Source organism: Nitrospirota bacterium, assembly GCA_016195565.1.
Classification (GTDB): domain Bacteria; phylum Nitrospirota; class Thermodesulfovibrionia; order Thermodesulfovibrionales; family UBA1546; genus UBA1546.
In genome coordinates, this window is sequence record JACPZK010000031.1 from 17,087 (window position 1) to 41,751 (window position 24,665).

24 protein-coding genes are annotated in these 24,665 nt (G+C 43.2%); 10 read left to right on the forward strand and 14 right to left on the reverse strand.

Features of this window, described 5'->3' with window-relative positions:
• Window positions 1–2: 2 nt before the first annotated feature.
• From HY035_10185 to HY035_10200, 4 genes are read left to right on the forward strand one after another with little or no spacing between them, the layout of a single operon-like run.
• Window positions 3–755, forward strand: a complete 753-nt coding sequence (locus HY035_10185; GenBank protein MBI3378747.1) for a UMP kinase — start codon at window positions 3–5, stop codon at window positions 753–755.
• Entirely contained in the window at window positions 724–1,281 is a 558-nt protein-coding gene (frr, locus tag HY035_10190; GenBank protein ID MBI3378748.1) for a ribosome recycling factor, read from the forward strand. The genes HY035_10185 and frr overlap by 32 nt, the downstream gene beginning before the upstream one ends.
• A gap of 1 nt (window position 1,282) precedes the next feature.
• The gene (locus tag HY035_10195) at window positions 1,283–1,444 is read left to right on the forward strand and encodes a hypothetical protein (GenBank protein MBI3378749.1); all 162 of its coding nucleotides are present in this window, start codon (window positions 1,283–1,285) and stop codon (window positions 1,442–1,444) included.
• On the forward strand, window positions 1,444–1,998 hold the full coding sequence (locus tag HY035_10200) for a TraR/DksA C4-type zinc finger protein (GenBank protein MBI3378750.1): 555 nt from the start codon (window positions 1,444–1,446) through the stop codon (window positions 1,996–1,998). The genes HY035_10195 and HY035_10200 overlap by 1 nt, the downstream gene beginning before the upstream one ends.
• A 40-nt stretch (window positions 1,999–2,038) precedes the next feature.
• Here HY035_10200 and truA read toward each other — a convergent pair whose 3' ends face one another.
• Both truA and HY035_10210 read right to left on the reverse strand, forming a co-directional pair.
• On the reverse strand, window positions 2,039–2,815 hold the full coding sequence (gene truA / locus HY035_10205; GenBank protein MBI3378751.1) for a tRNA pseudouridine(38-40) synthase TruA: 777 nt from the start codon (window positions 2,813–2,815) through the stop codon (window positions 2,039–2,041).
• A 94-nt stretch (window positions 2,816–2,909) separates the two neighbouring features.
• The gene (locus HY035_10210) at window positions 2,910–4,247 is read right to left on the reverse strand and encodes an HD domain-containing protein (protein MBI3378752.1); all 1,338 of its coding nucleotides are present in this window, start codon (window positions 4,245–4,247) and stop codon (window positions 2,910–2,912) included.
• A 114-nt stretch (window positions 4,248–4,361) separates the two neighbouring features.
• On the opposite strand from HY035_10210, the gene hisD reads away from it, so the two are divergent.
• On the forward strand, window positions 4,362–5,702 hold the full coding sequence (gene hisD, locus HY035_10215; protein ID MBI3378753.1) for a histidinol dehydrogenase: 1,341 nt from the start codon (window positions 4,362–4,364) through the stop codon (window positions 5,700–5,702).
• Between the two features lie 38 nt (window positions 5,703–5,740).
• Here the strand turns inward: hisD and HY035_10220 are convergent, their stop codons facing one another.
• The 3 genes from HY035_10220 to HY035_10230 form a co-directional block, all read right to left on the reverse strand.
• Window positions 5,741–6,079, reverse strand: a complete 339-nt coding sequence (locus tag HY035_10220) for a type II toxin-antitoxin system PemK/MazF family toxin (GenBank protein ID MBI3378754.1) — start codon at window positions 6,077–6,079, stop codon at window positions 5,741–5,743.
• Window positions 6,064–6,306, reverse strand: a complete 243-nt coding sequence (locus HY035_10225) for a ribbon-helix-helix protein, CopG family (GenBank protein ID MBI3378755.1) — start codon at window positions 6,304–6,306, stop codon at window positions 6,064–6,066. Before HY035_10225 ends, HY035_10220 begins: the two co-directional genes overlap by 16 nt.
• Before the next feature lie 130 nt (window positions 6,307–6,436).
• Complete coding sequence (locus HY035_10230; GenBank protein MBI3378756.1) at window positions 6,437–6,847, reverse strand: pyridoxamine 5'-phosphate oxidase family protein; 411 nt, start codon at window positions 6,845–6,847, stop codon at window positions 6,437–6,439.
• A 200-nt stretch (window positions 6,848–7,047) separates the two neighbouring features.
• Here HY035_10230 and HY035_10235 point away from each other — a divergent pair, with 200 nt between their 5' ends.
• Window positions 7,048–7,662, forward strand: a complete 615-nt coding sequence (locus HY035_10235; protein MBI3378757.1) for a threonylcarbamoyl-AMP synthase — start codon at window positions 7,048–7,050, stop codon at window positions 7,660–7,662.
• A gap of 247 nt (window positions 7,663–7,909) precedes the next feature.
• Complete coding sequence (locus HY035_10240; protein ID MBI3378758.1) at window positions 7,910–8,497, forward strand: peptidylprolyl isomerase; 588 nt, start codon at window positions 7,910–7,912, stop codon at window positions 8,495–8,497.
• Window positions 8,498–8,831: 334 nt separating this feature from the next.
• Here HY035_10240 and glgX read toward each other — a convergent pair whose 3' ends face one another.
• The 7 genes from glgX to HY035_10275 form a co-directional block, all read right to left on the reverse strand.
• Window positions 8,832–10,967 (reverse strand): glycogen debranching protein GlgX, encoded by a 2,136-nt coding sequence (gene glgX / locus HY035_10245; protein ID MBI3378759.1) that lies wholly within the window; start codon window positions 10,965–10,967, stop codon window positions 8,832–8,834.
• A 14-nt stretch (window positions 10,968–10,981) separates the two neighbouring features.
• Complete coding sequence (locus HY035_10250; protein ID MBI3378760.1) at window positions 10,982–11,710, reverse strand: sulfite exporter TauE/SafE family protein; 729 nt, start codon at window positions 11,708–11,710, stop codon at window positions 10,982–10,984.
• A 73-nt stretch (window positions 11,711–11,783) separates the two neighbouring features.
• On the reverse strand, window positions 11,784–12,269 hold the full coding sequence (locus HY035_10255) for a MogA/MoaB family molybdenum cofactor biosynthesis protein (GenBank protein ID MBI3378761.1): 486 nt from the start codon (window positions 12,267–12,269) through the stop codon (window positions 11,784–11,786).
• A 63-nt stretch (window positions 12,270–12,332) separates the two neighbouring features.
• Complete coding sequence (locus HY035_10260) at window positions 12,333–12,791, reverse strand: MOSC domain-containing protein (GenBank protein MBI3378762.1); 459 nt, start codon at window positions 12,789–12,791, stop codon at window positions 12,333–12,335.
• A gap of 20 nt (window positions 12,792–12,811) precedes the next feature.
• Window positions 12,812–13,711, reverse strand: coding sequence for a flippase-like domain-containing protein (locus HY035_10265; protein ID MBI3378763.1), 900 nt, complete (start codon window positions 13,709–13,711; stop codon window positions 12,812–12,814).
• Window positions 13,692–14,639: a glycosyltransferase family 2 protein gene (locus tag HY035_10270; GenBank protein MBI3378764.1), complete on the reverse strand. Its 948-nt coding sequence runs from the start codon at window positions 14,637–14,639 to the stop codon at window positions 13,692–13,694. Before HY035_10270 ends, HY035_10265 begins: the two co-directional genes overlap by 20 nt.
• Window positions 14,639–16,912: a glycosyltransferase family 39 protein gene (locus HY035_10275; protein ID MBI3378765.1), complete on the reverse strand. Its 2,274-nt coding sequence runs from the start codon at window positions 16,910–16,912 to the stop codon at window positions 14,639–14,641. The genes HY035_10270 and HY035_10275 overlap by 1 nt, the downstream gene beginning before the upstream one ends.
• A 352-nt stretch (window positions 16,913–17,264) precedes the next feature.
• On the opposite strand from HY035_10275, the gene trpS reads away from it, so the two are divergent.
• Together trpS and HY035_10285 are read left to right on the forward strand one after the other, a co-directional pair.
• Window positions 17,265–18,257: a tryptophan--tRNA ligase gene (gene trpS / locus HY035_10280; GenBank protein ID MBI3378766.1), complete on the forward strand. Its 993-nt coding sequence runs from the start codon at window positions 17,265–17,267 to the stop codon at window positions 18,255–18,257.
• 156 nt (window positions 18,258–18,413) lie between these two features.
• Window positions 18,414–19,229 carry a hypothetical protein gene (locus tag HY035_10285; protein MBI3378767.1) on the forward strand — a complete coding sequence of 272 codons (816 nt, stop codon included), beginning with the start codon at window positions 18,414–18,416 and terminating at the stop codon, window positions 19,227–19,229.
• Window positions 19,230–19,312: 83 nt separating this feature from the next.
• Here the strand turns inward: HY035_10285 and HY035_10290 are convergent, their stop codons facing one another.
• Window positions 19,313–19,411, reverse strand: coding sequence for an AURKAIP1/COX24 domain-containing protein (locus HY035_10290; GenBank protein ID MBI3378768.1), 99 nt, complete (start codon window positions 19,409–19,411; stop codon window positions 19,313–19,315).
• 4 nt (window positions 19,412–19,415) lie between these two features.
• Window positions 19,416–23,786 carry a CoA protein activase gene (locus HY035_10295; GenBank protein ID MBI3378769.1) on the reverse strand — a complete coding sequence of 1,457 codons (4,371 nt, stop codon included), beginning with the start codon at window positions 23,784–23,786 and terminating at the stop codon, window positions 19,416–19,418.
• 86 nt (window positions 23,787–23,872) lie between these two features.
• Here HY035_10295 and HY035_10300 point away from each other — a divergent pair, with 86 nt between their 5' ends.
• Window positions 23,873–24,436: a Uma2 family endonuclease gene (locus HY035_10300; GenBank protein ID MBI3378770.1), complete on the forward strand. Its 564-nt coding sequence runs from the start codon at window positions 23,873–23,875 to the stop codon at window positions 24,434–24,436.
• Window positions 24,437–24,665 lie beyond the last annotated feature (229 nt).

Sequence of the window (24,665 nt, forward strand, 5' to 3'; positions counted from 1 at the left end):
AAATGAAGTCTTCGTTGAAGTATAAAAGAATACTACTGAAGCTGAGCGGTGAAGCCCTGATGGGAACCAAAGGCTTTGGCATAGATTCCGCTGCAGTGGATTTTATAGCCAAAGAGATTAAGAAGGTTGTGAATATGGGCGTTGAGGTCGCGGTAGTGATAGGCGGCGGCAATATATTTAGGGGCGTGGAAGCAAGCGTGAAAGGCATGGAGCGCGCCTCGGCAGATTATATGGGAATGCTCGCAACTGTCATAAACGCCCTGGCCCTGCAGAATTCACTTGAAAAAAACAAGGTCCCCACAAGGGTGCAGTCAGCCATAGATATGAGAGAGCTCGCCGAGCCTTACATAAGGCGCAAGGCAATGCGTCATCTTGAAAAGGACCGCGTTGTCATATTTGCGGCAGGCACCGGCAATCCTTATTTTACGACAGACACCGCTGCTGCTTTAAGGGCCATGGAAATAGGAGCTGAGGTAATAATCAAAGCAACAAAGGTTGACGGGGTATATTCTGCCGACCCTGTAAAAGACCCAAATGCAAAAAAATACGACACTATAAGTTATATGGATGTTCTCAAAAAAGGGCTCAGCGTTATGGATTCAACTGCTATCTCATTATGTATGGACAACAACCTCCCGATTGTGGTATTTAACCTTAGGGGAAAAGACAATATCAAAAATGTTGCCGGAGGCAAAAAGATAGGCACCATCGTAGGAGGACACAATGGAGAAAGAGCTAAAAAGAAAGGCCGTTGAGAAAATGGACCACTCCATAGAAGCGCTCAAGAAAGAGTTCGCTTCTGTGAGAACAGGCCGGGCGTCTCTCGCGCTCCTTGACGGAATAAAAGTTGATTGTTACGGAACGCCGACTCCGCTTCAGCAGCTTGCATCATTAAGTGTGCCGGAAAGCCGCCAGATAGCAATCCAGCCTTGGGATCAGAAGGTAATCTCCGATATAGAAAAGGCTATAATGAAATCCGACCTGGGACTGACGCCGACAAACGACGGAAAGGTCATAAGAATCAATATCCCGTCGCTTACGGAAGAGCGCAGGAAACAGCTCGTTAAAGTTGTAAGAAAAAATTCCGAAGATGCTAAAGTTGCCGTAAGAAATATAAGAAGAGATGTTAACGATGAAATAAAAAAACTTGAGAAAGAAAAGCACCTGAGCGAGGATGATACAAAGAAATCACTCGATGAAATTCAGAAATTCACGGATTCTTATGTTAAAAAAATAGATGAGGCGCTGGCGCATAAAGAAAAGGAAATAATGGAGGTGTAAGATGGCTGTTAACAGCAACTTTGTGCTTAAAGTCGTTGATGCGAAATTGCCTGATATTCAGAAGGCTCTTCAACAGTCAGGGGTAAACGTGAGAAGTATTATAGAGGTTTTTAAAGAGGAAGATAAGGCTGAAACCACAGAAAAACCGGAAGAGGTAAAATAATGGCTGCAAAAAAACGTTCAAAGAATACGGCGAAAAAGAATCTTAAAAAAACCAATAAACGGCAGAAGAAGATTTTAAAGCCTGAACAGAAAAAAACTGCAAAGAAAAAAGCGTCCAAACCATCTGCTAAGGTTAAGAAGCCTGTAAAGGCAAAGAAGGCAAGCGTGTCATCAAAGAAGGCAGAGGCATTAAGAAAACTTCTGATTCAAAAAAGAGAGCAGATTGTTAAAGAAGCAAAGATTGAGATATCCAAATACATAAAAGGCGAAACAAGGCAGCTTGTTGACACGGCCCTTGATGACGGCGACTGGTCTGTTGTGGACCTTTCAGAGGATATAAGCCTGAGGCAGCTCAGCAACCACAGAAAAGTAATGGTAAAGATAGATGCAGCGCTTGGAAAGCTTCAAGAGGGAACTTATGGAATCTGCGAGGACTGCGGCGGCAAGATAAGCGAAGAGAGGCTGAAGGTTCTTCCATTCTCAATTTATTGCAGGGACTGTCAGGAAAAGATAGAGCAGTTAGAGGCGATAGAGAAAGAACCGCCGATACGATAAGGCTGTAAGATACACGATGCAGGGTGAAGACTATCTTGCATTATGTATCAGGATAACTTACCTTTTCAAGAAAAAGGCTGTGCGCAGGCGCTGTAGGCCCGGTTTTTTTCCTGTCTTTTAGTTTAAGCGCTTCTGATACGGAAATCAGGGTCATCTCCCCCCTGCCGATTTCAACAAGCGTTCCAACGATATTTCTGACCATATGCCTGAGAAATGCAGTTGCTTCCACTTTTATTTTTATAAAATTTCCGTTAATCTTTGCGGTCATAAAATCAATGCTGCTGATTTTTTCAATACTCAGAGAGGTTATTTCTCTTGCTGTGCTCTTTGCGCCGCATCCTGCTCCCCTGAATGCCGAAAAATCATGCCTGCCAAGAAGTGAATCGCCGGCTTTTTTCATCTCATCAAGGTCAAGACTGTACGGCACTCTCCATGCATACCTGTAAAGAAACGCAGATGAAAAATTTGTATTCGCTATAATGTAAAAGTAGCTTTTGCCGAGAGCGTCGTATCGCGGATGAAATGTATCTTCTGCTTCTTCAGCATTAAGAATTCTTATGTCTTCAGGAAGAGTTGCATTGAGAGCCCTCTGCAGAGTCATTGGTTCAAGATGCGAGCTTGTTTTAAACGAGGCAACCTGGCCAATGGCATGAACGCCCGCATCAGTTCTTGAAGCGCTGATAAGAGCTGCATCTTCCCCTGTTATCCTGAACAGCCTGTCCTCTATTATTTCCTGCAATGTGGCGTGGCCTTTCTGCACTTGCCAGCCGTGATAATTTGTCCCGTCGTATTCTATGAGCAGTTTTATATTCTTCACGCCTCTAAATTTCTATGCAGGTTTATTTTTAGTTTGGAGTTGAAAAAAGCATTTGAGAGTAATTGACAGGCTGACAGATTGAAGCGTGATAATCTCAGTAAGCCTCTTCAAGAAATGACTCGTCAATGTTATTTACAAAAATGTCTACGAGGTTGGGATCAAACTGTGTGCCGGCATTCTTTTTAAGTTCTTCAATTGCATGATGAAAGCCGGCAGCAGGGGAATGCTCTGCCTTGTCAAGCATTTTCCCGACATATTTATATGAATCCCTGCTGGTCATTGCGTCAAATGCTTCTGCAATGGCAATTATCCTTGATTCAACGGGTATGGCATCGCCTATCAGTTCATTGGGGTATCCATTGCCTTCATACCGCTCGTGGTGGTGTAGAACAATGGGGGCAATATCAGCATAAAAATTTATCAGCCGCAGCATTTCATAGCCAAGCTGTGAATGTGCCTTATACTGCTCTTTTGACGTCACATCTTTTAGTTTTATTTTCAGGAAGCCGATGTCATGAAGCAGGCACGCCTTGTATAATTTTCGCTTATCATTCTCTGACATATTTAGTTCATCCGCTATTATGAGGCTGTATTTTGCAACCCTCTTTGAGTGTCCGGCTTTTTCATGGATGTGAGTGTCCATTGTATCAACAAGAATGTCTGTGAGATGGATTTCATAATTTCTCTGGTCTTCCATAAATTGTGTTCTGGCAATGGATATGGCAGCCTGGTCGGCAAAATACGACAGCAGCTCTTCATCTTCCTGAGTGAAGACCCCGTTCTGTTTGTTGATGAGTTCCAGTATGCCGATGGTCCCCGCCTTTACTTTCAGAGGCACACAGAGCAGAGACTTTATCCCTGAGCCTGTTATTGCATCAACCTCGGGGTCAAATCTGCTATCATTCTTTGCGTCCTCAATCCTGACATTGCTGCCATTTTCAGCAACCCATCCTGCAATTCCCTCAGACTTTGGAATTGAAAGCCCCGTAATATTAGCGTTTATGCTGCCTTTTGCAATCTGAAATACAAGCCTGTCTTTTTCAATAAGCATAATTGAACCTGCATTCGCTCCTGTAATTTTCACTGCGTTTTCCATAATACTTTCAAGCAGTAAGTCCCCGTACACTATTTCCCGTATATCTTTTGTGGTGGTCAGAAGCGTATTTAATTTGTCAGTATAGTCATCTATTGTTCTAATAGCCTTGTTTGAAGCGATGTTAGCAATGTACATGCCCATGATTACGAGTCCTGCAACGATTGTCAGGATAGTCACCAGAGACGGCGTGGATATGTAATCAAGGAATAAGTACATGAATCTTACAATAAGAAATAAAAGGGCATAGACAACGAGCAGTACTATCCCATTCAGAATCTTTATCTGATGCCTTACGGCTTCTACAACAGATTTTTTATTTTCTGTGATGCCTGTCATTATTAGTTCTCATATTATACTTATTGAGAATAGATGTCAATATTTTTTATGCTGATTATAATGCACCTCTGAAAGTTCTTGAATAATCAGGAGCAAAAAGCTAAAATTATCCACATGAGAATCATAAAGAAGGCGAAGGATATCGATATATTTCTCAACATTTTGAGGAGGCGCGCTTCGGGAGGCGCTTCTGCAATAGTAAGGGTGGTGAATTCCATTCTTTCCGATGTGAAGAAGAACGGGGATGCGGCTGTTCTGCGGTACACAAGAAAATTTGATTATGCGGATGCAAATTCCCTTCTATTCAGGCCGTCTGAGATATCAAAATCCGCGGGTAAGGCTGACAGAAATATTGTTCAGGCTCTTGAATTTTCCGCCGAGAGGATACGCAGATTCCATGAGATGCAGAAGGAAGAGTCATGGATGGCCAGGGATTCAGAATACAGGAAACTTCCTATAGATAAAAATACTAAGCCTGCTTTTTCCCAGACCCTTCTCGGCCAGATTATACGCCCGATAGAAAGAGTTGGTGTTTATGTGCCCGGTGGCAAGGCATCATATCCCTCAAGTGTTCTGATGAATGTAATACCTGCGCAGGTTGCGGGTGTAAGGGAAATTGCGGTTTGTGTGCCAACGCCGCAGGGAGAAATAAACCCGTATGTGATGGCAGCGATAGAGATGCTGGGGATTAAAGAGGCATACAGGATTGGCGGAGCGCAGGCAGTCGGGGCAATGGCTTATGGAACTCAGACAATAAAAAGAGTTGATAAGATTGTGGGGCCGGGCAATATATATGTGGCTGCGGCAAAGAGAATGGTTTTCGGAGAGGTGGATATTGATATGATTGCAGGCCCGAGTGAGATTCTGATAATAGCGGATGCCTCTGCAAACCCCGCATTTATTGCAGCGGATTTATTGAGTCAGGCAGAGCATGATGAGCTTGCATCCTCAGTATTGATTACAGATTCAGAGATTCTTGCAGGGGATGTCAGTGAGGAGATTGCAAGGCAGATGGCAAGGCTTAAAAGAAGAGCTATTGCAAGCAAATCTCTTAAGAATTACGGAGCCGTTATCATTGTTAGAGATATTGCCCATGCTGTAAAACTTTCAAATGATGTTGCTCCTGAACACCTTGAGATTATGACCGGAAGGCCTGCTGCTCTCCTTCCGGAGATTAAGAATGCCGGCGCAATATTTTTTGGCAGATGGACTCCGGAGACTCTCGGAGATTATTCGGCAGGGCCGAATCATACACTTCCAACCGGAGGCACCGCAAGATTTTTTTCTCCTCTTGGAGTTTACGATTTTATCAAGCGCTCAAGCCTCTTATCATTTACACGAGATGGGTTTATGAAACTCGCAAAGACAGTGGAAACCATTGCGGATATAGAAGGGCTTCAGGCGCATGGGAATACGATAAGGGTAAGGACAGGAAAGAAGAAGATAACGAGCTGAATCAGCGGTTGGCATCAGCCAGCCGCACAAGTGACTTGTTATGCCCCTATTATCTCATTTAGACCTTCAATAACCTGTTCTATTTCTTCAGGAGAAACCCTTCCAATTATTTTTCCGATCCTCTCAACAGAGAGAGTACGAATTTGACTTATTTTTACCCATGACTGTTTTGGTAAATTTACACTTTTCAATTCAAGCGTAAGAGGATAGCCTGCTTTCTGGTGCTGACTGGTTAGAGCCACGGCGATAACCGTCCCTGAACGTTCATTAAAAATATCGTGGCTTAAAATTAAAACGGGCCGTAAGCCTGCTTGCTCATGGCCCCGAACCGGATTTAAATCAGCCCATCTAACGTCACCCCTTAGTATTCGGGCCATTGGCTCAAATCCTCGGACAATCCTTCTTCTGCTATTGCCTTTTCAAAGGACGGGTCAAGTTTTGTGCATTCTTTTGCCAAACGGGTTCGTTTTATCCGTTCAAGTTTTTCCTCCACAGCCTCCTGAATAGCTTGACTTCTATTCTGGAAAATATGTTTACTAACGAATCTGTCTAACTGATCAATGTATTGTTCGTCTAATGTGATTGCAATTTTTGCTTTGCCCATAAATACCTCAAGTATTACCTTATATCATACCAACGGTTTTGTCAATTGTTTTTGCAGCATAACGCATGAAATTCAGCCGCGCTGCTGGTGGCATCGGCTGAAATGTTTTGTTAGGCCTCTTTGTATACCTTCATTTTATTTCCAAAGTTTGTTCTTTGTTTTTACTATTCCATAAGGTTGCTTTCCAGTTTTCAACAGCAAACAACGAAATTACCTCTTTCCCATATTTTGTAATTTGAGCCTGTAAATCAGGATGCTTCAACAAAACTTCTTCAACCAAGGGGGTGTTGAAAACTTCAATAGCTTTACCAAAAATTCTTAGCTGTGTCCCTGCATCCTTATTGTAAAAACATAATTCCACATTGGGATTTGTTGTTAATTGCTGATAAACAGGTTTATATCTTTTTACGTTAAAAATTACTTCTGATTCACTCACTTTTATAGCCAACATGTTTCTGACATGGGGGATATTGTTAATGCAGGTTGCAAGTGAGAATACAGGATTGCGGTTAATGAAATCGACTATTTCGGTTTTTGTCATATCATTTTTCCTCAGTCTAACAATTACTATGCGAACTGTCGTATTTTTCTGAAACTGTCTAAACTATATCACATTCGAAGGATTTTTCAAATAGAAAAAACTCATAAAATCAAGGCAGAACATTTCCGCTGTTTCGTCTTTTGTGGTAATATGGACAAAAGCGAAAATAGCGGGAAATGTGGTAAGGGAGTTAAAAATCTATGCTCATAAAAATTAACGATAAAAATCTAAGAGATGTTCTTAAAATGGCTGTGGAAATTCTCAACAACGGCGGTATCGTCGCCTTTCCGACAGAGACATTTTATGGCCTCGGGGTAAAGTTTGATAAAGAGGCGTCGCTCAGGAAGTTATATGATTTAAAGAAAAGGCCTGAAGAAAAACCGATGCCATTGATTATAGGAAGCAGGGCGTATCTGCCGATGATTGCTGCATCTGTGAATGAGATTGCAGAATCACTCATGGATAAGTTCTGGCCCGGGCCGTTAACGCTGCTCCTGAAGGCAAAGGAGGGTTTGTCATCATATCTTACTGCTGACACGGGCAGGGTTGCGGTCAGGATTCCCGGAGAATCAGCAGCGCTTTATCTCGTAAGAGAGGCAGGATTTCCAATAACAGCAACGAGCGCGAATCCATCAGGAATGCCGCCTGCTGAGGATGCTGATTCAGTCATAAGATATTTTGGTGGAGAAATAGATATGGTAATAGACGGAGGCAGGACTCCGGGAGGACTGCCTTCAACAATTGCGGATGTCACAGAGAAAAAGATAAAAATAGTTCGTGAAGGAGTAATACCGCGTCACCTGTTAGAAATATGAAAAATCATTTGGTATAATAGTCATCAAAGTTTCAGCAATAAGTTTACAGGGGGTTCTAATGAAGAAGATTACACTTCTGATATTATCATTATCTGTCATTTTAGCATTTGCAATAGGCTGCAAAAAAGCTGAGAAGCCAAAGGTGTCTGCTCCTGCGCCGGCTCAGGCTCCTGAACAGAAGCCCGCAGAAACGCCACCGCCGGCGCCGTCTCAAGAAAAGAAGAAAGTTAAGACTCCTTCCGCATCAATGCCAAAACAAAAACCAATTGAATCTCAGACTGCTGAGCCTGCTTCTGAGAAAAGAGTCAGCAGATTGGCAGCCCCTGCGCCGGAACTCACTCCTAAAAAACCAACTGAAACAAGGGCCATAATCGAGACAAAATTCGGAAATATAGAACTCAGATTTTTCCCCGATGTTGCGCCAAACCATGTGAAGAATTTTATTGAGCTTGCTAAAAAAGGGTTTTACGACGGCACAACCTTCCACCGCGTTATTCCCGGCTTTATGATTCAGGGAGGAGACCCTAATACAAAAGACCCTGACAAATCAAAGCATGGCATGGGCGGCCCCGGATATAAAATAAAGGCCGAGTTCAACACAAAGCCTCACAAAAAGGGAACTCTTTCTGCTGCTCGGGCTTCGGACCCTGACAGCGCAGGCTCACAGTTCTTCATCTGTGTTGCAAATACGCCATTTCTTGACGGCCAGTATACTGTGTTCGGCGAAGTAGTTTCAGGAATAGAAATCGTGGATAAGATTGTTAACCAGCCGAGGGACGGCAGGGACCATCCCAATGATAGGATTGAGATAAAGGTAAAGATTGTGGAGAAATAATTTAAGACTGCTGTGATTAAGCTGCGGCAGCCTCATCGTCAGCTTTAACTGTTCATTTTGCCTTGTGATGTTATTTCTTTCCAATAGTCCGGTTCTCGATGGAGATGCATCACGGCGAGGATAAAGATTTGTTCCGCATGCCAGAATCACCGGAGAGTGAAGGAGCGCCGGCGACTGAGCAAGTCAGGTTGAAGCTGTTGTTAGGATTCGGATTTCTTTGGTTGAATCGTTGTCTCTTGAACGTAAATAAGGAAACCCTGTAGCAAGTATCAAGTTTAATCAGACATTATCAGGCAGGCTTTTCATAAGACATGCGCAACAACCAAGACATTATCTACTTCCCAATCAGCACGACAGTGCTTCTCGCATTGGCAAAATAGCAGTCTGAAGGTTCTATCAATATCTCCCTGCCCGCAGCGAGAAAGTCATCTCCGCTTTTAAGGCTTGTATCAATTGCCCTGTGCCATTTCTTCCCGTCATTAAGCATGGGTATTTTAACTGATTGCAGATTGAAATCAGCATTAAGGATAATAAACAACTGGTAATCGCCCATCTCTGATTTTTCTTCGCCCCCGTCAAGCTGATAGCAGATTGTGCGAAGCTCAGTGTCATCCCATGACAGCCTGTTGAGGTCTTTCCCGAACCATGAGATATCAGGAATGTTATCCGCATCCAGATCTTTTCCAAGAAAGAATTTTCTCCTCTGAAGTATCGTATATTTCTTTGTGAATGCAATGACCTTCTTAAAGAAATCAAGGATGCCGGCATTTTTAATTAAATAATCCCAGTTGAACCAGCTTATATCATTGTCCTGACAGTATGCATTGTTATTGCCATTCTGAGTCCTCATGAATTCATCTCCTCCCAAAATCATAGGCGTGCCTGATGAAAAAAGAAGATGACATGCATAATTTTTTACGAGCTGTTTCCTGAGGCTGATGATATTGCCATCTCCGCTCTCTCCTTCAACCCCGCAGTTCCATGAATTGTTGTCATTTGTGCCGTCGCAGTTGTTTTCGAGATTTGCTTCATTGTGTTTGTAATTGTATGAGACAAGGTCATACAGCGTAAATCCGTCATGGCAGGTTATAAAATTTATGCTGTTGTATGCAGACCTGCCGTCGTCTCCGTAGAGGTCGGAAGAACCTGTCAATCTCCAGCCCAAATCCCTTATCTGGCCGATATCACCCTTCCCGAATTTCCTCATTGTATCCCTGAACCTCCCGTTCCACTCACACCAGTCAACAGGAAAATTTCCTACCTGATATGTTCCGAGATCCCAGGGCTCGGCAATCAATTTTATCCTGTTTAAGACAGGGTCCTGTGATATTGCATCGAAGAAAGATGCTGATTTCTGGAACATTCCTTCTTCACGGCCGAGCACTGATGCAAGGTCAAACCTGAAACCGTCAACATGCATCTTTTCAACCCAGTACCTGAGCGAATCCATGACAAACCTTATTACATGGGTATTCGAGAGATTAAAACTATTTCCGCAGCCGGTGTAATTCATGTAATAGCGGTAAGGATCTGATGGAGTTCCGGTCAGACAATAGTAAGTCGGGTTATCTATTCCCTTAAAGCAGATTGTCGGCCCCAACTCGTTTCCTTCGCCTGTATGGTTATAGACAACATCCATTATCACCTCGATGCCTGCCTTGTGGAGTTCGCGCACAAGTGTTTTGAATTCATTAACCTGGCAGCCCGGAAAACTATTTGTGCCGAAAGACGATTCAGGGGCAAAAAACCCTATTGTATTATATCCCCAGTAATTGGTTAATCCCCTGTTCAAAAGAAAGTCATCAACGTAAAACTCCTGAAGAGGAAGGAATTCAACAGCATTTATTCCGAAGTCTTTAAGATATGGAATTTTTTCTATAAATCCGGAATATGTGCCGGGGTTTTTAACACGGGACGACCCGTGAGCCGTAAACCCCTTCAGATGCACTTCATAAATAATCAATTTTTCAAGCGGAATGTCAGGAGAAGTGTCACCCTGCCAGTCAAAACTGTCATCCACTATAACTGCCTTGGGTACTATACGGGTATTATCCCGCATGTCTAAAGAGAGGTCTTTATATGGAGAGTTCGGATCATATGACAAAAGCAGGTTATCAATATCCCTGATCTTCCCTGTCAATGCCTTCGCATAGGGATCTATCAGGAGTTTGCTTTCATTAAATCTCATGCCGTACGAAGGATTGAAATCACCTTTAATTTTATATCCATACAACTGCCCGGCCTTCAGCCCATGAACGAATGCATACCATACATACTTCGTGCGGTTTTCAAGCCTTATAATATCTGTCGGCTCTCCATCAGGCCTGTCGAAGAGAAGAAGAAACACTTCACTTGCGTGTTGAGAATAGATTGCGAAATTGATACCACTGTTATATAAGGTTGCGCCGAGCGGAAAATGTTTACCGGAAGAGATTTCTTTATCTGTCTTCGGCGTCAATCTTGATTCCATCCCTCAAAACCTGCTTAGAATTTTATCCCGAAGTCGGGGAAAAGCCCTGCAATATCCTTCAGCCTGTTAGTGAGCATTATTATGCCGAAGGCAATCAGCAGTATGCCGCTGATGATCATTATTGCCCGCATGTACTTCTGGAATTTTTTGGAATAACTTAAGAAACTGTTTATGGCAAGTGACGAGATAAAGAAAGGCACTGCAAGTCCGAGCGAATATACGGAAAGGAGTTTGATTCCATAGACAGCAGAGCCTTTTGCGCTAGCAAAAAGAAGGATTGAGCCGAGGATAGGGCCTATGCACGGAGTCCATCCTGCGGCAAATGTCATGCCGATAGCAAAGGTCCCGATGTATCCGGCAGGTTTGCCGCCAAGATGCAGCTTTCTTTCCCGCATCAAAAAATCGAGCTTAAGAAAACCTGCTATGAAAAGGCCGAAGATTATAATGAGTATTCCCCCGATAATCCTTATCCACTCCTGATACTGGAATAGAATCCGGCCTGCCGCAGATGATGATGCCCCCAGAGCAATGAATACAGCGGAGAATCCCGCTATAAATACAAGGGAGTTTGTGATTGTAAGGTTCCGCACTCTCTTCCTGTCTGCGCTTCCTGTCAGGTCCTCAAAGGACATGCCTGTTATAAACGAGACATAAGAAGGAACGAGCGGCAGGACGCAAGGCGAAAGAAAAGATAACACTCCTGCCATGAATGCCAAAGGAAAAGACACATCGTTCATAAGCAGTTATAAGTTAATAGTTTAAAGTTAATAGTTAAAAATCCACAACTTTTCACTCTTAACTCTTCACTTTTAACTTTCATTTGTTTGCACATTCTTTTGTATCTCCTTTTATTTTCTCAATTGCATGAGGGATTATATCAATTATAACTTCAAGATTCTCTTTTACAGCCTTTGGACTGCCAGGAAGATTTATTATCAATGTCCTGCTCCTCACACCAGCCACGGCCCTTGAAAGCATAGCCCTCTTTGTTTTCTTCAAACCCTCAATTCTGACTGCCTCGGCAATGCCGGGTATTTCCCTCTCGATTACTTCAAGCGTTGCCTCCGGCGTAACATCCCTTGGTGAAAGACCTGTGCCGCCTGTTGTAAGTATCAGGTCAACTTTGCCGGAATATTCAATAAGCTTTTCTTTTATCATACTCTTTTCATCGGGCAGAATATCATAATGAGCAACCACCGCGTCTATGCTTTTTAGTATGTCTGCAATAGCAGCGCCGCTCAAGTCCTCTCTCTCTCCTCTTGAACCCTTGTCGCTTAATGTTAGTATCGCAACAGTTATCATGATAAAAAGTTAAGAATTAAAAGTTAAGAGTTAAAAGTTAAGATAAAACAAAACACATTAATTCTAACTTTCAACTTTCAACTTTTCACTTTCAACTCTAATTTTGTCTCCTTCTTTGATTTTTCCGCCTTTACTTACTTTTACAAATATGCCTTGCTTTGGCATAACGCAGTCACCTGCCTGATAATATATGGCGCAGCGCGTATGACACTCCTTGCCTATCTGACTTACCTCCAGTTCAACCTCGCCGATTTTCATTTTTGTGCCTATGGGAAGTTCAGGGAGATTGATGCCTTCGGTTGTTATGTTTTCTGCAAAATCACCGGGTTTTACATCCAAGCCAAGCGCCTGCATTTTTTTTATGCTTTCAAGCGCCAGAAGGCTTACCTGCCTGTGCCATTCAGATGAGGCATGAGCATCGCCCTCAATACCGTAATTTGTTTTTATTACAGCCTCTTTAATTGTTTTTTTACGCATGCCTTTTTTGTCACTCGTGTTAATTGCCACAACCTTCCCTGTCATTTTAGAAACCATCCTTCCTGTCATGTTTTTAGCCTTAAATATTCAAAAAGTCCGACAAGCCCTCCGGATGCAGTGGATAAGAACCATGCAAACGACATCGCTGTTGCCATTTCAGGTTTAACGCCTGCCATGCCGAATAAAAGGACAAAGGCCCCTTCCCTTAATCCGATTCCTGAGATAGAAATCGGCAGAGTAGAGATTGTTACTATTATAGGGAAAAAGATAAAAAAATATGAAAGGTAAATATGCGGTCCAAGTCCCCGTGCAATTATATACATGGATAAGATTGCCATTACCTGAATAGCACATGAGAGCATCAGTGTTTTTATGAGCACCATCTTCTGACTGCGGTATTCGCTAAAATAACCGTAAAACTCCGAAAGCGCTTTTATTCCTTTGCCGAGGCGGAGCCTGAATATTGCAAGGCTTCCGATAAGAAAGGAAAAGACTATTGTTGGCAGGAGCCATTCAATCAAAGACCCCTTTACATATTTAAATCCTGCTGCAAAAGATATAAGCGCTATAGTCATCAGCGAGATAAAGCCTATATATCTGTCCATGAAGACAGAGGCAAAACTGAGACTGCCTTTATTTGTCTCCTTGTAAAGATAATAGGTCTTCACGGCATCTCCGCCGATAATGCCCGGAAGAAATGTGTTAAAAAATGAGCCTATCAAGTAAAAAGAAAAGAGTCTTTTTCCTTTAAATTCCTCCGGCAGCAGAAGCCTCCACCGTATTGATGACACATACAGCGAAAAAATGTAAATAAATATTACGCTGATAAAAGCAAAGGGATTTATGGTTTTAATGATTGCAAATACCTTTTCCACCCCTGCCTTTGACAGGACCAAATAAAGCAGGCTTGAGCTTACAACAAGCTTTAGGACGAGCAGGAGTATTTTATTCAGTTTCCGCGCCAATGATTTTCTTGATGACGTAAATAGGTTTTCTCTGGCTTTCGTGGTATACCCTCACGAGCATTTCACCCAATAGCCCCATGCCGATTAACTGTATCCCTACGATTATCAATAAAATTCCCAAAAGGAGCAGAGGCCTTCCTCCTATTGGTTTTCCGATAAATATTTTTTCTATGCTGAGGTAAAGTGATATAAAAACCCCTGCCGCGCTGCTGAATAATCCGATAGGGCCGAAGAACTGCAGAGGCTTTGTTGAGAAACTCTGAAGGAATTTTACGGTTATAAGGTCCAGGATTACTTTCATGGTCCGAGACAGCCCGTATTTAGACTTCCCTCTGAGCCTCGGATAATGAGTTGTCTCTACCTCTGCAATGCGGACTCCGTACCAGCTTGCAACTGCAGGTATGAATCTGTGCATCTCACCATATAATTTCAAATTCTTGATAACTTCTCTCCTGTAGGCCTTGAGAGAGCAGCCGTAGTCGTGCAGTTTAACACCGGTTACCTTGCTTATTATCCAGTTTGCAAGTATTGAAGGCAGACGTCTTGTAATGAAGGCGTCCTTTCTTTTTTTCCGCCATCCGCTGACCAGGTCATTGTCTTTTATCAAGTCAAGAAGCTTAGGAATGTCCACAGGGTCATTCTGGAGGTCTCCGTCCATTGTGATTACTATATCTCCTCTTGCGAAATCAAAGCCTGCTGCGAAGGCTGCTGTCTGCCCGAAATTTCTTCTCAGGCTGAGCACAACGACTTTCTTATCTTCTGCCTGAATTCCTTCAAGTCCTGCTAATGTTCTGTCAGTACTTCCATCGTCAATATAGATTATTTCATAGTCGCATCCAAGACGGTCAAGCGTCTCCTTAAGCCTCTGGTGCAGGATGGCTATGTTTTCCTCTTCGTTATATAGAGGTATTACAACAGAAACTTTCATCAGTAGCTATTTATCCCTTTTTGAAGCATCCCCTTAAAGTTGTAGCATGTGAATATAGAATAGTCTCTTAGTTTTTTATCTTTGCTAAAAGCAGTAAAGAACCGCTTTTCACACCTGTCAAATGCCGATCCGACTGCTTCTGGCATTTGCACATCGTCTATTGTAACAAAAACAGCATTAAAATTGACGAGAGTATCAAAACCGGGCCAGAGGTCATACTGGTTCATCCTTCTTCCAAGATTAACGCAGTATGTGACAGGCTGTCCCTTTACATAGAAGGCAAGCTCGCTTGATACCTGATATTTGTCGGAAATGATAAAGAAAGGCCCCTTTTTTGAGAGCCTATCAGATACTCGGCTTACCTCTACGCCGAGTTCTTCCCATCCCCTGGTCCTGGCTGTCGGATCCAACTTAGTCGGGTCTATTTTAGGAAGCAGTTGCAGGATGGCAGGATAGTGGGCTATTGCGATGGGTATCAGTTTAAGAGGCAGCGCAGGATAATATGCAGTTGCAGTGATTGTCAATGAGATGAAAATACCGGTGATTACTGCCCATTTGATCCATTTTTTTATGCTTTCCCATCTGCTGATGAACACCGCAGAAAATGCGATAAAACCGGCTGCATAAGCAGGCAGCGCCCAGTTCGCCTGCACCTTGCCCTGAAAACTCTTCAGCAGGAAGAAGACAATTATGGGGATAGAAAACCAGAACAGAAAATTCCCGCTGTATTCATCTGACAATCCACTTAACCTGTCATTCCGAGCGTAGCGAGGAATCTCGTCTTTAGAGATTGCTTCGTCGCTACCGCTCCTCGCAATGACATTTTCATTCTCCTTTGTATCTCTTTGTGGCATGATTGTTTTATTTTTAAGTTTAAATAACGAATACATTATAAGTACAAAAATTATTGGTGTAATGACCCCGATCTGCGAGCCTAAGAATTCAGAGAAGTTTTTTAACCAGTGATCACTAACCACTGACCACTGACCACTGATATGCGCCTGTCCTGCTGTATGTTTTAAAGTGACCCAGTCATGCCCGGCGTTCCAGATAATAACAGGGCTGAAGATGATAAGACTTAAAGCAAGGCTTATATAAGGCTCTTTTGTAAGGAGAATCCTTCTGCGCTGCTTTGAGGCGAGGAGGAAGAGTAACGCGCAGATGTAAAAGAATGCCATTGTGTATTTTGTGAGAAGGCCAAACCCAATGGAAATGCCGAGGAGAAGCCAAGTTTTAAGTTCGGAGTTCGGAGTTCGGAGTTCGGAGTTAGAATTCTGCATTCCGCATTCCGAATTCCACATTTCAGGATTTATAGCTCTCCAAAACAAATAGAGAGACAATACCCAGAAAAATATAAATGGCGAATCTATTGTAAAAAGCACTCCGTATGCAGAATAAAGCGGTACAATCTGCATCAATACTGCGGCTGCTAATCCTGCCCGCTCGTCAAAAAGTTTTTTGCCGAGCAGATACATAAAGATGCTGCTCAGCGCGGAGAATACGACAGCCATTATCCGTATACCAAATACATTGTCTCCGAATATGGCTGTGCCGAATGCTATGAGGTAAGCAATCATCGGGCCCTTTGAGTAGTAGCTTAAATCAAGCCTTCTTGCCCATTCCCAGTAATGCGCCTCGTCAGGACTTAAGTCAATAACGCCGTATGTGATGTAGTAAATGCGGAAAAGACTCAGTCCCAGCAGAGAGATTAGAAGCATGGTGGTATAGGGTTTAAACTTGTATCTGACAGACGCCCATTCATAAAACTTGATTACAAGGACAGAAACTGCAATGCCTGTCAATGCCCCGACAAGCACATCAGACGGATAATGAACACCGACATATACCCTTGAGAAGCCTACGAGTAAAGCCACTGTCAGCGCCGTCCATCGCATCCATTTCCCTGATATGTAGGATACGGCAAGTATAATTGCGAATGAATTCGCGGCATGATTTGAAGGCATGGAAAAAGAATTAGTGCAGCCTACAAGCATCCTTGCACCTTCTAACGCATGGCAGGGGCGTATTCTCCCGATGAGATGCTTTAATATATTTGCCGTCCAGTCAGAGAGCGCAACAGATATGATTGTCAGGACTATCGGGATTAGAGCCTTTTTTTTATTTTTTATTATGAGCCATGCCATTAAAATCAGAATGATGAAATAGTACCTGTTTGTAATAATCGGCATAGAGACGTCAAAGATAATGTTCTGCAGGTGTCTGTTTATCAGATAAAACAGCGATACATCAATTTCACGAAGAGTTTCCAACATGATGTTATATTATAAATGTAATATCTTTTTTTATTCCAGAGAGAAGAGGCAAAATCCCGATTTAGAAAGTTGTCATTGCGAGTGAAACGAAGCAATCCCGTCTCTTGAAATGAGATTGCCACGCACCCTTCAGGTGCTCGCAATGACAGGCAAGGTAGGGCGTTAAAGAGTCTAAATTGGGATTTGGAATGGGACAATTCTTGACATACCGGCACAGATAAATTAATAATAATGAATAAATTAGATGTATCTGTCATTCCTGCGGAAGCAGGAATCCAGACGGCGTTGCTGAGCAGAAAGTTATTGACTGAAGTACTGGATTCCCGCTCATGCGGGAATGACGGCACGGAACATGGAGGCTGGATTGGACAGAGTTCTCAGCGGTATGCAGGCGAGCGGCAGGCTTCATCTCGGCAATCTCATTGGAGCGCTCCAGAACTGGGTGAGGCTTCAGGAGAAATACGACTGTTTTTATTTCATTGCAGATTGGCACGGACTTACCACGGGATATGAAAAGCCCTCTGTGATTAAGGAATCAACAAACGACCTTCTGATTAATTTCCTTGCAGCCGGGCTGGACCCTGATAAGTGCACAATATTCCTTCAGTCAAAGCTTCTTCAGCACGCTGAACTGCATCTTTTGCTTTCTATGATTACGCCGCTTGGATGGCTTGAGAGGGTTCCCACATATAAAGAAAAACAGCAGGAACTGAAAGACAGGGATTTATCCACCTATGGTTTTTTGGGATACCCCCTGCTTCAGACGGCGGACATCATCATTTACAAGGCTAAGTATGTGCCTGTGGGAGTTGACCAGGTTCCTCACCTTGAGATTTCAAGAGAGATTGCCAGGAGGTTTAACTATCTTTACAAAGAGGTTTTCCCTGAACCGAAGGCGCTGCTCACAAAGTTTCCAAAGGTTCCCGGCCTTGACGGAAGAAAGATGTCAAAGAGTTATGATAATGCGATATACCTGTCAGACTCGCCTGAAGCGGCTGAACAGAAACTCAGGACCATGATGACTGACCCTGCGAGGAAAAGAAGGACGGACAAAGGCGCTCCTGAACTTTCGCCTGTTTTTCATCTGCATAAGATTTTTTCCTCAAAAGAAGAGCAGGAGGAGGTTGCCGAAGGCTGCAGGACTGCTCGGATAGGGTGCATTGATTGCAAAAAGATACTTATAAAGAATATTTTTAAGGCGCTTGAGCCGATATGGCAGAAGCGCGCTGAACTCATTGCAAACCCAAAGGCTGTGAGGGAGATAATAGAGAAGGGGACTGAAAAGGCAAGGAAGGCGGCTGAGGAGACGATGGTTAGCGTGCGCGAGGCAATGGGGCTTGGTTAGAGGAAGGTTTTAAAAATGACTGCTTTTCGCTTGCTACGATATTTTTCGACAGTTCTAAGCTCGCTCCGCTATATCCTTGAAACTCACCCTTCGGGCTCAGACAGTCAAGGCTATGGCCGCTTCACTTCGCTAAGAACTGTTACCAAAAAATCTCTGATGCCGCTCAAAACAATCATTTTTAATGTGCTATTTGTTTTTATATTACTCTCTCATATCCCTGTCCATTCCTTCATGTCTGACAGCGAGATTGCTGTCTTTCAGAAAGAAATCGCCAATAAGCCGGTTGGCGAGCGAATTGCGCTCTGGGCAGAAAAGTTTGTCGGCACTCCTTACGACCCCGATCCCCTCGGAGAATATGTTACCAGGAAAGTGATTGTTGCTGATGAGAGTGTGGACTGCATGTATCTGAGTTTCAGGGCCGTTGAGCTTGCATTGAGTCTGACGCCTGAAAAGGCAATAGACATTGCCCTTGATAAAAGATTCATAACAAAGGGAAGGCTTGACAGCAAGGGAAATGTAATTAATTATGCAGACAGGTTTCAATACGGCGAAGATATGCTTGACAGCGGCAGATGGGGGAAGGAGATAACAGAACAACTGGGCAAGGTTACAGAGATAAAAGGGGGCAAAAAAGGGGGAAAAGAGAAGGTAAAGATTATTTCAAAGAAGGAACTGCTGGAGCTATTAAATAAAAAAGGAGGTTCATTACCTCTGAAAAGCGGGGATATTATATTTTTTATAAAGGCTGTTGAAAAAAGAAAGGCCGGCGAGATAGTTGGGCATATAGGGATAGTAAAGACAGAGGTCAGCAGTCAGCGGTCAGCAGTCAGCAAAAATGAAGAGCAAAAAGAAATATATCTAATCCATGCCGGCGGATTTAAGAAAAAAGGCGGAGAAGTTAAGAAGGTAAGGCTCTATGACTACATAAACTCCATGCCGTTCATAGGCGTGAGGGTGAGCAGGTTCCATTAACCCTTCAGTTTTTTTTGTCGTCTCAGTAAACTGCCTTTTAAATTCAGGATAACCCCTTAAGGCCGGCTCTTTAATTATCGCCTCTATTTATTAGCTCTTCTCTGATGTTTTGTCTTCTTGAGAAGTTTTTTATGCTTGTGCTTGCTCATCTTTTTTTTGCGCCACTTAACAACACTACCCACTAAATCACCTCCTCATTAAATTTTCTTTTGCCTGATGCATAAATGCCTCAAGCTGTATCTCTGTTGTCGGAGATTCAGTCCCGTCATACGGGATGCTTATACAAGGAATTCCGTACTTTCTGTTCAGCCCCTGCATCAGCGCAGTTACTATTGTGCCGGGCATGCATCCAAAGGGCATTGCATTTACAATGCCTGAGGCGCCTCTCTCTATGAGGTCCACCGCCTTGCCTATGCTCAGTATGGCCTCTCCTTCAAAAGAACTGTGCAGATATGGAGACGCCTTTTTTATTATTTCCTTTGTTTCCGGTTCTTTCAGTGTTTTAAGGAAACCTGAAAAGTATCCTGCGTATTTATGCTCTACCCTTTTTTGAAAGAAAGTCTTTAAAAGAGTACTCATAATATCAGACCATTCTTTTTTTAGCAAGGCTTTTTGAGCAGCCGTGTGATTGACATAATATATCCATTCCTCAACAGGCGCAAGCCATGCCTCACCGCCGTGAGTCTCTATTTTCCTTACAATATCTTCATTTGAGAACTTGTTGCTTCTTACAAATATCTCGCCTATGATTCCTATCAGAGGTTTCCTGTCTTTTTGTCCCGAGCTGCCCGGGAGCAGATTTTGAAAATCCCTCCGCATATTTTTCAGAAGGCCTTCAACTTTCCCGTTGGTTCCTCTCAGCGAGGAATATATCTTTCCGAGATATTCCCTGTAAATGAAGCCTGCAGAGCCGTCTTCTTTTTCATAGGGCCTGGTCTCATGCAGGCATTTTGTCAGCAGTTCAATGGCAATTATCCCCTGCCATGACCTGAGAGCGAAATCCTTGCCGACTATGCCGAGGTCTCTGTAAAATTCAACATCCTGATTTGGCGCGAATATCGGCACATCAGGATAACCGAGTTCTTCAAGCGCCATTCTGTGAAATACATTATACTGCCCGAACCTGCACGGGCCTGAGCCTGAAGGCATGAAAAAAGCAGATTCGGCTGGTTTGAAATCAGAAGAAAGAACCCGTTTGAGCATATCGCCTGTTGTTACAGCGCACGGGTAGCATTCTTTTCCTGAAACATGCTTCCTGCCAATGTCGGTGCTTTCTTTGTCTGATTCAGGCAATACCTCTGCAGGCACACCGCAGCGTTCAAATGCAGCGGCAAGCGCATAAGCATGGTCAGACATCATGGGAATGTAAACAGTGCGCTTTCTTAAGTTTGGAGTTTGGGGTTTGGAGTCTGAAGTTTTTTTATCTCTTAACTCATAACTCATAACTCTTAACTCTTCACTTTGTTTGATGCTGTCAAGAAATGCCTCGCATCTTGTTATTGCCCCTGCGTCAGCGCTGTGCTCGTCTATCTCAATGTGAAGAAAAGGTTTGCCCTGCAGTTCCCTCTTAAAATATTTCAATATGAATGAGTCAGGCCCGCATGAAAAATTTCCTATATAAATCGGGTAGAGACGGGGGTTCTCTCTTATAGCCATCGCAGCCTTCAGTATCCTCTGTCCTGACCTCCAGTACATATTCGGCCACTCAGAGTCAATTGAATGATCATTCAGCGGGAGGAAATCCATCGGAATAGATAGGACATTCAGGTCCGCGAGTTTTTTCGGTATTTCAAGGTTCATCCCTCTGTCAAATGAATTGTAGTCGCGTCCTACAATTACAATAGTCTTATCTTTTATAGATGATAAAACTTCAGCGCCCTTTTCCCGTATGGACCTGAGAAATGCATTCTGTGCTTCTTCTGCAAGGGGTAAAGCCTCTTTTATCCGTACACTTTTTACCCCGAAAGGTTTAAATGTCTTTGAGAGTTCATTCAGCATGAATTTCCTGCCGCGCTTCAGATTCACCACAGGAGAAACTATATCTGCATCAGGAAATGCAACCCGTGCGGAGTAAGGTATTGTCTGTGTATAGGGACAGGCAAACCCTCTTTCAAGTGATTCCTCCTCTGTGTTCAGGTTTATGAAGCTTGGAATTAATAATGCATCAGCGCCTTCATTTAAGAGATGTTTTATGTGGCCGTATGCAACCTTCACAGGGAAGCACGTCTCTGAAAGTATGGATTCAAGCCCGAGGCTTACTATCTGCCTGTTCGTTTTTGGTGACACAAGGACATCAAACCCAAGTTCCCATAACAAAGTTGTCCAGAATGGCAGATATTCATGAAAATAGAAAATGTAAGGGATACCGATCTTGTGTTTTGAATTTTGAATTTTGAATTTTGAATCTCCTCCCTTATCATTTAACTCTAAACTCTTAACTCTTAACTCTTCACTATATCGCAGGTGTTCTTTCCACAATATCTCATCCCTGAATCCAAAGATGTCAGGAATCTCCGAGGATGTTTTCTTTTTTCTTACGTCATACTTTTCGCACCTGCCTCCATAAAACAGGTAACCGTCTTCGCCTTCGATCTTTATCCTGTTTATTTCGCAGACATTAGGACAGCCCTTGCATTCAAAGGATGAAACCGAATATGGACGCTTTGACAGTTCAAAGCCCTTGAAACTGGTTGGAGCAGTAGCGCAGTAGCTCAGTAGCGCAGCAGTGGCCTCTTGCTGCCCTATTGCTCTGCTGCTCTGTTGCTCTGCTGCTCTATTCATGTAGTCTCTCGCAATTAGCGCCATGCCGATTGCGCCTGTAACGTCATGATTCGGAGGGACAGTTATTTTCCTGTTAAGGTATTTTTCAAATGCGGCAACAACGGATTTGTTGAATGCCACTCCTCCCTGAAAGAATATGTTTTCGCCGATTGGCTTTCCTGCAACGACCCTGTTTATGTAATTCTGAACGATTGAGTATGCAAGGCCTGCCAGCAGGTTATTTTTGTCTGCGCCTCTCTGCAGGTTTGACATGAGAGAATTCTCCATAAAAACCGTGCATCTTTCGCCGAGGCGGCATGGATTTTCCGCGGAAAAGGCAAGAGATGCAAAGTCATCCTTTACTGAGATGCTGAGTTTTTCAGCCTGTTCCTCAAGAAACGAACCTGTGCCTGCAGCGCATGCCTTGTTCATTTCAAAATCAACTATGACGCCGTCCCTGAGCGATATATATTTTGAATCCTGCCCTCCTATCTCAAATATCGTATCTACATTCCTGTCAATGAATGCGGCTGCTGTTGCCTGCGCAGTAATCTCGTTTTTTACAATATCAGCGCCAACGTAATCGGCAATCATATACCTGCCTGAACCTGTTGTGCCCACACAAATTATCTCAACCTTATCTCCGACCTCTTCTCCTATCTCTTTCAGCCCCTGCTTTACCGCTTCTATCGGCTGTCCGGCAGTCATAAGATAACGCTTTGAGAGGAGGTTGCAGTTTTCATCTATGACAGCAAGGTTTGTGCTTATGGAGCCGATGTCAATGCCGAGATAAGCCGGTATTACTTCGGAGTTTTGAATTTTGAATTTTGAATTTTCCCCTCTATCTCCTAACTCATAACTCATAACTCTTAACTCTTCACTGTCTTTCAGATGTCTTTCAAAAAAGTCATCATCTTTTAATATCAGAGGCGTATATCCTGTCTCTAAAGATTTCTCGGATTTTATGAAGTCTTCAAGCCTCTTAATGTCAAATAAGTTTATCCTGTTGTCATTCATGTCTTTTAAGGCAGCGCCTAATGCGCCTATCAGGTTGAAATCAGGAGGGACAAAAAGCTCATCAAGTTCAAACACCTCTTTAAACGCCCTTATCATGCCTTTATTTGCCGCAACGCCGCCCTGAAAAGAAATAGGCTTTTCAATTTTCCTGCCGCGCAAAACAGAGCCTTTAAAATTCCTGGCAACAGCAAAGCATAAACCGGCAACGATGTCCTCCATGGGAGTTGCTATCTGCTGGAGATGGATCATGTCTGATTTTGCAAATACGCTGCATCTTCCTGCAATCCTCGGAGGTTTCTTTGATTTGAGGCTGAGTTCGCTGAACTCTTCAATCGTAAGGCGGAGCCTTTCAGCCTGCTGGTCAAGGAACGAGCCGGTTCCTGCGGCGCATACAGAATTCATAGAGAATTCTTTTACGCCGTTTTCTCCTAACATGATAAGTTTTGAGTCCTCGCCGCCGAGTTCTATGATGGTCCTGACATGAGGGGAAAGTTTACGGGTTGCATAAGCCTGCGCAACAAGCTCGTTGACAGGCTCAATGCCTAATACAGAGGCGATAAGCCTGCCCGCGGAGCCGGTGATGGAGAGGGAAAAAACAGCGTTTAGCTCATAGCTATTAGCTGTCAGCTCTTTGCCGACTGCTGATTTAAGCAGTTCAAGCGCGACTTTGAGTGGATGCCCTTTGTGTCTTACATAGCTGCTGCTGAGCTTGTTGCCGTTTTCATCAAGGACCACATATTTCACACTCACAGAGCCTGCGTCAAGACCTATAAATCTCATGAAAAAATCCCCGCCTTTGACATAAGAGGTTTTATGTGTAATAATTTTAGCATAATTCACTAATTTTGAAGAAACGGAGGTGTTAGATGACCACGGCGCTGTTAGAAAAAGAGCAGACTAAAAAACAATATACCTACGAAGACTATGAAAAACTGCCGGAAGGTGCGCCCTATCAACTAATAGGAGGAGAATTAATTATGACGCCCTCACCTGTACCTTATCACCAGATTATATTAAGAAAAATTGGATACGAGTTGGTCAAATTCGTAGAGGACAAAAAACTTGGCGAGGTGCTTTATGCCCCACTGGACGTCTATCTCTCAGAGACCGAGACCTATCAGCCTGATATAATCTTTATCTCAAAGGACAGGCTCAATATCATAGGTGAAAAAAAGATAGAGGCCGCCCCTGACCTGGTGATAGAGATACTGTCCCCATCAACCGCATATTATGATTTAAAACACAAAAAGCGCATATACGAAAAATCAGGGGTAAAGGAATACTGGATAGTTGACCCTATGGAAAAGGGCCTTGAGGTCTATGAGAATGTCAATGGAGAATTCAAACTCTTTAGTCAGGCACGGGAGAAAGATAGAGTAAAGTCAAAACTCCTTGATGGGTTCGGGGTAGAGTTGGAGAAGGCCTTCTAATTGCCATTATACGGCTTTTGCCTGACAAGTTTTGTCAGTTATTTTGAAAGCAGATACATGATTTCATTTTATCTGCCTGATGTTACTGAATATTTTAAGCGCTTGAAGTGGCATGAAAACTGCTTATAGTAAATGAAATGGTTGTTATAGCGAAAAATAGAGATAGAACTATAAACGCTTTGAATTGCCTGTCATTGCGAGAACCCGAAGAGTTCGTGGCAATCTCGCT

Excerpts from the sequence above, each read along its gene's own strand:
- HY035_10220 (MBI3378754.1), bottom strand. The coding sequence starts at position 6,079 with ATGGCCCGAATACTAAGGGGTGACGTTAGATGGGCTGATTTAAATCCG.
- HY035_10270 (MBI3378764.1), bottom strand. The coding sequence starts at position 14,639 with ATGAAAGTTTCTGTTGTAATACCTCTATATAACGAAGAGGAAAACATA.
- frr (MBI3378748.1), top strand. The coding sequence starts at position 724 with ATGGAGAAAGAGCTAAAAAGAAAGGCCGTTGAGAAAATGGACCACTCC.
- HY035_10195 (MBI3378749.1), top strand. The coding sequence starts at position 1,283 with ATGGCTGTTAACAGCAACTTTGTGCTTAAAGTCGTTGATGCGAAATTG.
- HY035_10240 (MBI3378758.1), top strand. The coding sequence starts at position 7,910 with ATGCCAAAACAAAAACCAATTGAATCTCAGACTGCTGAGCCTGCTTCT.
- HY035_10230 (MBI3378756.1), bottom strand. The coding sequence starts at position 6,847 with ATGACAAAAACCGAAATAGTCGATTTCATTAACCGCAATCCTGTATTC.
- HY035_10200 (MBI3378750.1), top strand. The coding sequence starts at position 1,444 with ATGGCTGCAAAAAAACGTTCAAAGAATACGGCGAAAAAGAATCTTAAA.
- HY035_10255 (MBI3378761.1), bottom strand. The coding sequence starts at position 12,269 with ATGATAACTGTTGCGATACTAACATTAAGCGACAAGGGTTCAAGAGGA.
- HY035_10210 (MBI3378752.1), bottom strand. The coding sequence starts at position 4,247 with ATGACAGGCATCACAGAAAATAAAAAATCTGTTGTAGAAGCCGTAAGG.
- HY035_10225 (MBI3378755.1), bottom strand. The coding sequence starts at position 6,306 with ATGGGCAAAGCAAAAATTGCAATCACATTAGACGAACAATACATTGAT.
- glgX (MBI3378759.1), bottom strand. The coding sequence starts at position 10,967 with ATGGAATCAAGATTGACGCCGAAGACAGATAAAGAAATCTCTTCCGGT.
- trpS (MBI3378766.1), top strand. The coding sequence starts at position 17,265 with ATGGAGGCTGGATTGGACAGAGTTCTCAGCGGTATGCAGGCGAGCGGC.
- HY035_10285 (MBI3378767.1), top strand. The coding sequence starts at position 18,414 with ATGCCGCTCAAAACAATCATTTTTAATGTGCTATTTGTTTTTATATTA.
- HY035_10185 (MBI3378747.1), top strand. The coding sequence starts at position 3 with ATGAAGTCTTCGTTGAAGTATAAAAGAATACTACTGAAGCTGAGCGGT.
- hisD (MBI3378753.1), top strand. The coding sequence starts at position 4,362 with ATGAGAATCATAAAGAAGGCGAAGGATATCGATATATTTCTCAACATT.
- HY035_10260 (MBI3378762.1), bottom strand. The coding sequence starts at position 12,791 with ATGACAGGGAAGGTTGTGGCAATTAACACGAGTGACAAAAAAGGCATG.
- HY035_10275 (MBI3378765.1), bottom strand. The coding sequence starts at position 16,912 with ATGTTGGAAACTCTTCGTGAAATTGATGTATCGCTGTTTTATCTGATA.
- HY035_10300 (MBI3378770.1), top strand. The coding sequence starts at position 23,873 with ATGACCACGGCGCTGTTAGAAAAAGAGCAGACTAAAAAACAATATACC.
- HY035_10295 (MBI3378769.1), bottom strand. The coding sequence starts at position 23,786 with ATGAGATTTATAGGTCTTGACGCAGGCTCTGTGAGTGTGAAATATGTG.
- HY035_10235 (MBI3378757.1), top strand. The coding sequence starts at position 7,048 with ATGCTCATAAAAATTAACGATAAAAATCTAAGAGATGTTCTTAAAATG.